This is a genomic window from uncultured Sphingomonas sp. (assembly GCF_946477935.1).
GTDB lineage: Bacteria > Pseudomonadota > Alphaproteobacteria > Sphingomonadales > Sphingomonadaceae > Sphingomonas.
In genome coordinates, this window is record NZ_CAMLAC010000148.1 from 1 (window position 1) to 9,075 (window position 9,075).

Below are 9,075 nucleotides of genomic sequence, written 5' to 3' on the forward strand. Positions count from 1 at the left end.
GATCGCGCCGAACAGCCCGATCAGCGGCAGCACGACGATCGGCAGCGCCATGCGCAGCGGATGTTTGTAGATCGGCTTGGCCTCGCGCACATTGTTCAGCCAGTTGCGCTGCAGTTCCGGAGACACCTGCTCCGGCCGCGTCAGGCACTGCGGAAACAGCATCGCAAAGCTGATCGCGATGCCCCCGCCCGCGACCAGCGCCAGTGCCAGCCGCGCGCCCCGCGATGCCGGGTTCACCCGCGCCAGCACGAACAGCAGCGCCCCCGCCGCCATCGTCACCGACAGCCATACCGGCGTCAGCGCATCGCAGCGCATCGCGTAATTGGCGTTGGAGGCGAAGGCGACGAAGCCCGCCGCGCTGCCGCCGCCCAGCGTCAGCGCATAGATGCCCAGCCGCGGCGCCTCGTCCCTGTCCCATACCCAGCGCAGCGCGATGATCGCGCCGGCCATCGCGGCATAGGGCAGCATCTCCAGTCCGATGGTCAGCGACACCGCGCTCGCCAGCCCCACCATCATCCCGCCGCGTCGCGCCTGCGGGTCGCACAACCCTGCCACCGTCACGCTCAGCATCGCCAGTTGCCAGCCATGATGGTCGATGCGTTCCGGCATGAACATCAGCATCGTCGCCGCCGTGCCGAGCAGGAAGGCGATGGCCAGCGGCCAGGCGGCCGGCGCGATCAGCCGTCGCACCGTGGCACCCAGCGCCAGCATGGTGACCGACAACGGGATCAGCGGCGCAATGCCCACCGCCAGCCGCTCCGCCCAGATATTGCTGGTGAACAGGCGGAAGAACAGGATCAGCCCGGCGATCGGCAGATCGACGAGGCGGCTCCAATGGATGTCGAAGCCCACCGGCGGGTTCAGCCGGTACTGGCGCAGATCATACCAGCCCTGCCCGCCCAGCCAGGCGCGCACCTGCATCAGCCGCATATTGTCGTCGGTATCGCCCAGCGACATCCAGCGTATCTGGTTCCAGCGGTCATACACGAACCAGGCGGTGATCGCGGCCCACGCGATCAGCGTCAGCAGCTTCCAATGCCGATCGAACCCGGCCTCCAGACGACCCAAAGATGCTTCCTTCACGCGTCCATCCGCCCTAAGGCCCGGCCTTTCGGGCAAGTCGCGCCGGTGTATCGTCGGCGACGCAAAGGGCAAGACGGGCGTTGAGGCAGGGCGTTAGAAGGGAGGGCGGGGTCGTGCAACGGGTGGAGCAGCTTCGGGCGAGCGGCATTGTCGGCCAGCTCGTGCGCTTCGCGATCGTCGGCGGCCTGTCCGCGGTGATCTATTCCGCGGTGTATCTGCCGCTCGCCACCTGGGGCCTGCCGCCGCGTCAGGCATGGCTGGCGGTGTTCCCCGCCTTTGCGGTCGCCGTCGCGTTCGGCTTCGTCTTCCATTCGCGCTGGAGCTTCAAGGGCCACGGCACGCGAGACGAGGGGCCGGGCCAGCAAATCAGGTTCGTCGCGGTACAGGCATCGGGCATGGTGCTGAACGCGGTCTTCACCTGGGTCATCACCGGATGGCTGGGCGGCCCGGTCTGGCTGCCGCTGCTGCCTGCCGTTACCGTCACTCCGCTCGTCACCTACATCATCAACCGCCAGTGGGTATTCGGATAAGCCATGGACCGCATCGTCTACGACCGTATGGCCGCACATGATTCCACCCATTGGTGGTATCGCGCCCGCCGCGACATCCTGGCCGACTATCTGACCCGCTACGCGTCGCTGCCCCGCGATGCCCGCATCCTGGAGATCGGCTGCGGCACCGGCCACAACCTGCCGATGCTGAGCGGCTTCGGCCGTGTCGAGGCGATCGAGATCGATCCGGCCGCGCGCAAAATCGCCAGCGAACGGCTCGGCCGCCCGGTCGGAGACGCTCCTCTCCCTGCGCTGCCCGGTATCGAGCGCGGCGCCTACGACCTGGTCGCGGTGCTCGACGTGGTCGAACATATCGAGGACGACGTTGCCGCGCTCAAGGCGATGGCCGGCCTGCTGAAGCCCGGCGGCAAGATCCTGATCGCGGTCCCTGCGCATCAATGGATGTGGTCCGCGCACGACGTGGTGAACCACCATCACCGCCGCTATTCCAAGGCGACGCTTGGCCACGCGATCGAGCGGGCCGGGCTGCGCGCGAAGAAGCTGACCTATTTCAACTCGCTGCTCTTCCCGCTCGCCGCCGCCGCGCGCCTCGCCGGCCGGATGACGGGCCGCGACGACAGCGACGATTCGCCCCCGCCAAAGCCGCTCAACACCGCGTTCGAGACGATCTTCCGCCTGGAACGCCACCTGGTCGGCCGCCTGCCGATGACGCCGGGCGTCTCGATCGTCACGCTGGCGGAGCCGGCCTGAGGGGACGGAACCGCCCTCGGGGCATGTGCTTCGACTACGCTCAGCACGAACGGAGCTTAGGGGTTTACGGGCACACTCCACCAACCGTTCGTGCTGAGCGAAGTCGAAGCACCTCGCACAACGTCGCTCAGGAATGCACCTCGTCCGAACGCACCGGAGCAGGCCCCACCTCCACCGGCTCCGCCCGGAACCCCAGCGTCGCCCGCCCCTGCACCGGCCCTGCGACATCGGCGACGATGTACAGCGGCCGCCGCTTCGATTCGATATACAGCCGCCCCAGATATTCGCCGATCATCCCCAGCACGAACATCTGCACCGCGCCCAGCACGACGTTGACCAGCATGGTCGAGGTCCAGCCCTGCACCGCCGACCCCGACAGCCAGCCCACCGCGATATAGACGATCAGCAGCAGCGACACCGCGGTCAGCGCCAGCCCGACATGGCTCGCCCAGCGCAGGGGCGCGGTGGAAAACCCCGTCACCGCATCAAAAGCCAGGCGCATCATCTTGCCCAGCGGATAATTGGTCTCTCCCGCATGCCGCTCGGCGCGGTCATAGGCGAACGGCACCTGCCGGAACCCGACCCATGCCACCATGCCGCGGATGAAGCGCGCCTGTTCGGGCAGCGACATCAGCGCATCGAGCGCGCGGCGGCTCATCAACCGGAAATCGCCGGTGTCGAGCGGGATCGGCGTATCCGTCATCCGGTCGAGCATCCGGTAGAAGATCGCCGCCGTTGCCTTCTTGAACAGCGTCTCGCCCGCGCGCTTGCGCCGCACCGCGTACACGACGTCCGCCTCCTGCTCCACCATCGTGCGCCGCATGTCGGCCAGCAGTTCGGGCGGATCCTGCAGATCGGCATCGATGATCAGGATCTGTGCGCCGCTGCACAGGTCGAGGCCAGCGGTCAGGGCCAACTGGTGGCCATGGTTGCGCGACAGGTTGATCGCCACCAGCCGGGGATCGGTGACGGACAGTTGCTGCATCACCGCCCAGCTATCGTCGCGCGATCCGTCGTTGATCAGCACGATCTCGTAATCGTCGCCCACCGCCGTCCGCGCCGCCGCCGAGACGCGTGCATGGAGCAGCGCCAGGCACGCGGCTTCGTTGTAGCAGGGGATGACGACGGACAGCGCGGGACGATTCATGATCGCGGCGGTGTAGCCGCGCGCACGCCTCGCGTCACCCGTTGACGATCACCTTCACCAGATGGCCGGGGGTCAGCGGCGCATCGGGATCCAGCCCGTTCAGCGTGATGAACCGCTCGCGCTGGTAATCCCGGTACGCCATCTGCCGTGCCAGGCTGTCGATGGTATCGCCGGCCTTCACCGTCACGATGCGCACCCGCTTGCCCTTGATCGCCGCCGCCTCAGCCGGGGTCAGCGCCGCGACGCTGTCCAGCAGCGGCCCGAACGGCCCGACCCCGCTGCCCGCCGGCGTCACCAGCGTGAAGGTGTAGATGGCGGACGGGAAGCGATAGGCGACCACCGTCGCATCCACCGCCCGGTTGTTGGCGGACGCGCGCGCGGTGCGATAGGCGTAGGACAGGCCGTTCGCCGTCCCGCTGCGCAACTCCCCCGCCGGCGCCGCCGACGAGGCATTGCCCGCCAATGTCGCGAAGCGCGCGTTGATCGCCGCGGCCAGGTCGTTGCCGCGCCCGATCTGGAACTGCGCCTGCCCGCCCTGCCCGGCAACCGTCACGGCGTCGGTGCCGTTGGCGATCTGGTATCCGCTCGGCGCCGAGAAGCGCAGCCTGAGGTCGGGATGGCGAAAGGTCTGCCCGTCGATCACCCCCTGTGCGGGATCATCGTCATAGGGCAGCCCGTCCAGCATCCGCAGGAAGGTCACGTCCTGCATCGGGCTCGCCTCCGGCCGGCCCGTCTCCGCCGCCAGCTTCACCGCGCGGCGCACCCGGTCCTCGCTGTTGGGGTGGGTGGAGAACCAGCTCGGCACCGCCGTCGCGTCCCGGCCCGAGGTGCGCTGCGCCAGTTGCGACGAGGCGCCCAGCGCCGACAACATGTCCGCCGCCGCATAGGGATCATAACCGGCCGCGGTGATATAGCGCACGCCCAGGCCGTCCGCCTGATATTCCTGGTTGCGGCCATAGCCCAGCACGCCCAGTTGCGCCGCGCTGCTCACCCCCTGTCCGATCAGGTTGCTGCCGGTGAGAAGGCCCGCACCCGCCGCCAGGATCGACCCGATCGTCGATGCCCGTTGCCGCCCCTGCGAATGGCGTGCCGCCACATGCCCGACCTCATGCCCCAGCACCGAGGCGAGTTCGGCTTCCGAATTCATCAAGGCCAGCAACTGCCGCGTCACATAGACATAGCCGCCGGGGATCGCGAAGGCGTTCTCCACCGGCGAATTGAGCAGCGTGACGGTAAAATCGCCTTGCGCGTTGGACAGGCCCGACTGCACCGCCACCCGCTTGCCGACGCGCTCGACATAGGCCGCCTGCGGTCCCCGATACGGCCCACCGAATTCGGCGAGCAGTTCCGGATTGGCCCGCGCCCCTTGCGCCTTCTCGTTCGCGGAGATCGCCCGCGTCTGGGCAAGGGCCGGCGTGGCGGTTAGCGCGACAAGCGCGGCGGCGGTGATGAACTGGCGCATAAGGCTTCCCCTTTTTCCCCAAGGAAAGCACAAGCCGCGGCTAGGTTCCGGCCGCCGCGGTCCGCGGCATTTCCGCTATGTCGCGAAACTGTTCGCCAGGCTCCCCATGGTCAGTGCCCAGCCATCGACCAGCACGAACAGCAACAGCTTGAACGGCAGCGAGATGATCGAGGGCGACAGCATCATCATGCCCAGCGACATCAGCACGGTGGCAACCACCAGATCGATGACGATGAACGGCAGGAAGATCAGGAAGCCGATCTGGAATGCGGTCTTCAGTTCGCTGGTCACGAATGCGGGCAGCAGCACCGCATAGGGAATGTCGTTGGGTGACGCATAGGGGCCGGACTTCGCCATCTGCGCGAACATCGTCACGTCCTTGATGCGCGTCTGCTTGGCCATGAAGGCATGGAGCGGCGCGCCCGCCGCCTGGATCATCTGCGTGCCGGCCAGCCGTCCTTCCGCATAGGGCTGGATCGCCTGTGTGTTCATCTGGTTGATCGTCGGCGCCATGATGAACAGCGACAGGAACAGCGAGAGGCCGATCAGCACCTGGTTGGGCGGCGTCTGTTGCAGCCCCAGCGCCTGGCGCAGGACCGCCAGCACGATCACGATCCGGGTGAAGCTGGTCATCATCAACAGGATGCCCGGCAGGATCGTGAGCAGGCCCATGATGATGAGGACTTGCAGCGACAAGGACAGCGAGCCCGACTGGCCCGTGCCCCCGCCCCCCAACTGCCCCAGCGCGCGGTCCACCGCATCGCCCACGCCCGGCGCGGGGGCGGCCGGCGCGCCTTGCGCAAAGGCCGGCATTGCCACGAAGAAGGCGACCACGATCGCCAGCAATATCCACAGCAGCCGCGATCCGCCCGCCACCGCCGGCTGCGACGCACGCGCCTGGATCAGCGCCGGCCCGGTGCCGCGCCGCGTGACCGAGATGCTCATGCCCGGTGGTTCCTGTCCGGCACGAACCGGCCAAGGCCGCCCGTCGCATCACCCGCACCGCCCTCGATCTTGTCGACCAGCGTCACGCCCCCGCGCCCGACCGAGACGAGCAGCCGCCGCCCCTCGAAATCGATCACGGCGAGCCGCAGCCCGGGCGAGATCATCATCGTCTCCTTCACCGCGATCGTGCGCGCCTGCGTCTTGCCCGGCAGGCGCGTCTCTAGCTTGCGCCACGCATACAGGCACCCGATCATCAGGCCGCAGACCAGCGGCAGCAACACGATCAGCTTCAGGATATAGGACCACATCATGGGCGGCAGGGCCTCAGGCGCGCTTGTCGGGATTGACGAGTTCGGTCATGCGCACGCCGAAGCGGTCGCCCACCGTCACCACTTCGCCGCGGCCGATCAGCGTGCCGTTAACGAACACGTCCAGCAGTTCGTTGGCGCGGCGGTCCAGCTCGATCACGCTCGACTCGCCCAGCGCCAGCAGCTCGCGCAGCGACAACTGCGTCGACCCGATCTCGACGGTCAGCTTGACGTCCACGTCCTGGAGCAGCCGGAAATTGGCGGTCACCGATCCATCGATCGGAAAACCACCGGTCATGTCGTTCATTGAAGCGATCCTTCGGTGCGAGCCAGTCCTTCGGGACGGACGAGAGAGGTCAGGCGCACGGCGGCATGGCCGTTGGCGGCGCCCACGGTCCCGGTGCCCAGCAGGTCGTTGCCGACCATCACCGGAACCTCGGGACCGAAACTGATCGGAATGACGTCGCCGGGCTTCAGCGTCATCAGCGTCTGGAGCGGCACCACCGGCTCGGCCAGCACCGAACGCACGGTGAAGCGCACGCCCATCACCGCGCGGGTCAGCTCGCTGCGCCAGCCCGGATCGGTATCGACGGGCTTGGACACCACCTTGCCGGTCAGCGCGGCGCCGTGCGGCTTCAGCGCGGACACCGGATACAGCAGGTCGATGAACACCGGCGCGGCCGTGCCCGCCGCAATGCCGAAACGGGTGACGATCATCGCATCGTCGCCGTCGAAGCCGGGCAGCATCGCCGCACTCGCCTCGGGCCGCGCCGGCACGAACTCGAGTTTCGCCAGCGGCTCCCATGCCTGGCGCAGCGGCGCGACCAGCATCGCGCCCAGCCGCTCCACCATCGCCTCGGTCGCGGGCGAAAACTCGCTCGGCAACACCGCGGGCGCCGCCCCCGACCCACCAAAGAACAGGTCGAGCAGCTCCAGCACGAAGCGTCCATCCAGCACGCACAGACCCTGATCGGCCTGTGGCGGCATGGTCAGCGGCACCCACGCGGTCAGCGCGTCGCCGCGCTCGGCCCGGTAATCGGCAAAGCGCTGGACGACCAGCGGCTCGGCCCAGCTTCGCACTTCCTGACGCAACAACGGCTCGAACAGGCTCCTGAGCGACCGCGCATAGCGCGCGGACAGGTGCTGCAAAGTGTGGAGGTCGCCGAACGGGTTGAGCTTCGCCTCGCCCAGCAGGCCGTGATCGGCCGATGCGGGGCGGGCGCGCTCGCGTCGTTCTGCGATGTCCGGGCCGTTAACCATGCCTCACTGAACAACGAAATTGGTAAAGTACACGTTACTGATTCCGCCAAACCCCTCTTTCTGGCGCAAAACCTGGTTGATCGAATCGGCCAGCCGCTTCTGGAGCTGCTTCTTGCCGCCACTGGAGAAGACCTGCTCCTCGGTGGTGTCGCCCAGCGTCATCAGGATCGCCGAGCGGACCGCAATATCGTTGGTTTTCAGATTGTTGATGACCGTGTCGTCATAGGGTGTCGACACCGCGATACCGACCTGGATGAAGTGCACCGAATCGGTCAGATTCGAGGTGAACTCCTTTTCCATCGCGAAATAGTTGCTGGCATAGCGCTCGCCCCCCACGCCGGGCGTGGGCGAGGGCAGGCCGGCATGTTCCTCGGGCGCGGCCTCGCCCGATTCGCCATGGCCGCCCCCTTCGCCGCCGCCGCTTTCGCCGCCGCCATGGTCGCCGCCCTCACCGCCTTCGGCACTGCGCTTCTGCTCGGTCTTGGGGATCAGCTTGGGGCCATGGTCCTCCGCGGCGCCATGCCCGCCGCCGCCGATCAGACCGGAACTGGCGGCATACAGCCCTGCGCCCATGCCACCGCCCAGCAGCGCCAGCAGGCCGACGCCCATGATCAGCATCTTGCCCAGCTTGCCCTTCTTCTTCTTGGCAGGGGCGTCTTCGTTGGTGTCGCTCATGTTTCTCTATCCTCAGGCGATTCGCATCGCGTCTGCGGTGTCGTCGGCGACCGAATCGGCCGGTGCCGCACTTGCCGTCCGGTTGCGCATCGTACGCGGCTGTTGCTGCTGTTGGGTAAAGGCCCCGTTCTGGCCGCTATTCTGACCTGCGGCCTGCTGCTGGCCCGGATCGACGCCCGCCTCGCCCAGCTTCAGCCCGCGCGCGCTCGCCAGGGCGGTCAGTTCGGGCTGCGCCTGCGCCAGCATCGCGCGGGTCTGCGCCTGTTCGGCCTCGAAGCGGACATGCACCTGATCGTCCCGGCGGCTGATCGCGATGTCGATCGTGCCCAGCGCGTCGGGCACCAGCCGGATGCGCGTATCGTTCGCGTCCGCCTGATCGCGCAGCGCCTCGATCCGGTCGATCATGCCCTGCGGCCACTGGTCCTGCCGCATGTCGAGCGGCGCGTCCTGCGCGGCCATGGCCGGGGCGACCGTCGTTACCGGCGCGACCAGGCCGGGCGCGGCCAGCGCATCGACCGGCGCGCGCCGATCCTCGCGAAGCGCTGCATCACGGTGCAACGCGCTGGCGAACACCTGAAAGGCGGGCGCAGCGTCGCCGGCCTTGATCGGCCCCGACGCATCCGCAACCGGCACAGCGGGAAGCGACGCAGGCAGCGTGACGCCGCGATCCGCGACGTTCGCCACCGCTCCATCGGACCGGGCCGGCCCCGGCACGTCGTGCGCCACCTGCCCCACCTCGCCCACGGGCGGCCGCGCTGCGACACCGGCGTCGGTCGCCACCGCAACCCGCGCGACGTCGGCGGCAATATCGTCGACCGGCAGGGCCGCAGGTGCGGCGGCGGGCACGGCAAAGCGCGCAGGAACAGGCACGTCCAGCGCCGCGCCCATCACCGGCGCTTTGAGGAACGGCGTGGACACGGGCACCTCCTGCGA

The 9,075-nt window shown here is 68.1% G+C and carries 10 protein-coding genes and 1 pseudogene; 2 read left to right on the plus strand and 9 right to left on the minus strand.

The genetic code is table 11. From position 1 onward, the window contains the following. A pseudogene (locus Q0U08_RS14195) lies at nucleotides 1–1,068 on the minus strand (AcrB/AcrD/AcrF family protein); the annotation flags it as partial. Between the two features lie 128 nt (nucleotides 1,069–1,196). Between Q0U08_RS14195 and Q0U08_RS14200 the strand changes: the two are divergent. Together Q0U08_RS14200 and Q0U08_RS14205 are read left to right on the plus strand one after the other, a co-directional pair. Further along, entirely contained in the window at nucleotides 1,197–1,613 is a 417-nt protein-coding gene (locus tag Q0U08_RS14200; RefSeq protein WP_298092068.1) for a GtrA family protein, read from the plus strand. A 3-nt stretch (nucleotides 1,614–1,616) separates the two neighbouring features. Beyond that, the gene (locus Q0U08_RS14205) at nucleotides 1,617–2,345 is read left to right on the plus strand and encodes a class I SAM-dependent methyltransferase (RefSeq protein ID WP_298092070.1); all 729 of its coding nucleotides are present in this window, start codon (nucleotides 1,617–1,619) and stop codon (nucleotides 2,343–2,345) included. Nucleotides 2,346–2,472: 127 nt separating this feature from the next. On the opposite strand, the gene Q0U08_RS14210 is transcribed toward Q0U08_RS14205, so the two are convergent. From Q0U08_RS14210 to Q0U08_RS14245, 8 genes are all read right to left on the minus strand, one after another. Then, a complete protein-coding gene (locus Q0U08_RS14210) occupies nucleotides 2,473–3,492 on the minus strand; it encodes a glycosyltransferase family 2 protein (RefSeq protein WP_298092072.1) in 1,020 nt (339 codons plus the stop codon). Between the two features lie 34 nt (nucleotides 3,493–3,526). Next, a complete protein-coding gene (locus Q0U08_RS14215) occupies nucleotides 3,527–4,954 on the minus strand; it encodes a M48 family metalloprotease (RefSeq protein ID WP_298092074.1) in 1,428 nt (475 codons plus the stop codon). Between the two features lie 75 nt (nucleotides 4,955–5,029). Further along, nucleotides 5,030–5,899: a flagellar type III secretion system pore protein FliP gene (gene fliP / locus Q0U08_RS14220; RefSeq protein ID WP_298092076.1), complete on the minus strand. Its 870-nt coding sequence runs from the start codon at nucleotides 5,897–5,899 to the stop codon at nucleotides 5,030–5,032. Continuing rightward, nucleotides 5,896–6,210, minus strand: coding sequence for a flagellar biosynthetic protein FliO (locus Q0U08_RS14225; protein WP_298092078.1), 315 nt, complete (start codon nucleotides 6,208–6,210; stop codon nucleotides 5,896–5,898). Before Q0U08_RS14225 ends, fliP begins: the two co-directional genes overlap by 4 nt. 13 nt (nucleotides 6,211–6,223) lie before the next feature. Then, nucleotides 6,224–6,514, minus strand: a complete 291-nt coding sequence (gene fliN, locus Q0U08_RS14230; RefSeq protein ID WP_112381671.1) for a flagellar motor switch protein FliN — start codon at nucleotides 6,512–6,514, stop codon at nucleotides 6,224–6,226. Next, nucleotides 6,511–7,467, minus strand: a complete 957-nt coding sequence (locus Q0U08_RS14235; protein WP_298092080.1) for a flagellar motor switch protein FliM — start codon at nucleotides 7,465–7,467, stop codon at nucleotides 6,511–6,513. The genes fliN and Q0U08_RS14235 overlap by 4 nt, the downstream gene beginning before the upstream one ends. 3 nt (nucleotides 7,468–7,470) lie before the next feature. Then, nucleotides 7,471–8,142, minus strand: coding sequence for a flagellar basal body-associated protein FliL (gene fliL / locus Q0U08_RS14240; protein WP_298092082.1), 672 nt, complete (start codon nucleotides 8,140–8,142; stop codon nucleotides 7,471–7,473). Between the two features lie 12 nt (nucleotides 8,143–8,154). After that, nucleotides 8,155–9,075 (minus strand): flagellar hook-length control protein FliK (locus tag Q0U08_RS14245; RefSeq protein ID WP_298092084.1); only part of this gene is annotated, 921 nt, incomplete at its 5' end.

Excerpts from the sequence above, each read along its gene's own strand:
- Q0U08_RS14210 (WP_298092072.1), bottom strand. The coding sequence starts at position 3,492 with ATGAATCGTCCCGCGCTGTCCGTCGTCATCCCCTGCTACAACGAAGCC.
- fliN (WP_112381671.1), bottom strand. The coding sequence starts at position 6,514 with ATGAACGACATGACCGGTGGTTTTCCGATCGATGGATCGGTGACCGCC.
- fliP (WP_298092076.1), bottom strand. The coding sequence starts at position 5,899 with ATGAGCATCTCGGTCACGCGGCGCGGCACCGGGCCGGCGCTGATCCAG.
- fliL (WP_298092082.1), bottom strand. The coding sequence starts at position 8,142 with ATGAGCGACACCAACGAAGACGCCCCTGCCAAGAAGAAGAAGGGCAAG.
- Q0U08_RS14235 (WP_298092080.1), bottom strand. The coding sequence starts at position 7,467 with ATGGTTAACGGCCCGGACATCGCAGAACGACGCGAGCGCGCCCGCCCC.
- Q0U08_RS14225 (WP_298092078.1), bottom strand. The coding sequence starts at position 6,210 with ATGATGTGGTCCTATATCCTGAAGCTGATCGTGTTGCTGCCGCTGGTC.
- Q0U08_RS14215 (WP_298092074.1), bottom strand. The coding sequence starts at position 4,954 with ATGCGCCAGTTCATCACCGCCGCCGCGCTTGTCGCGCTAACCGCCACG.
- Q0U08_RS14205 (WP_298092070.1), top strand. The coding sequence starts at position 1,617 with ATGGACCGCATCGTCTACGACCGTATGGCCGCACATGATTCCACCCAT.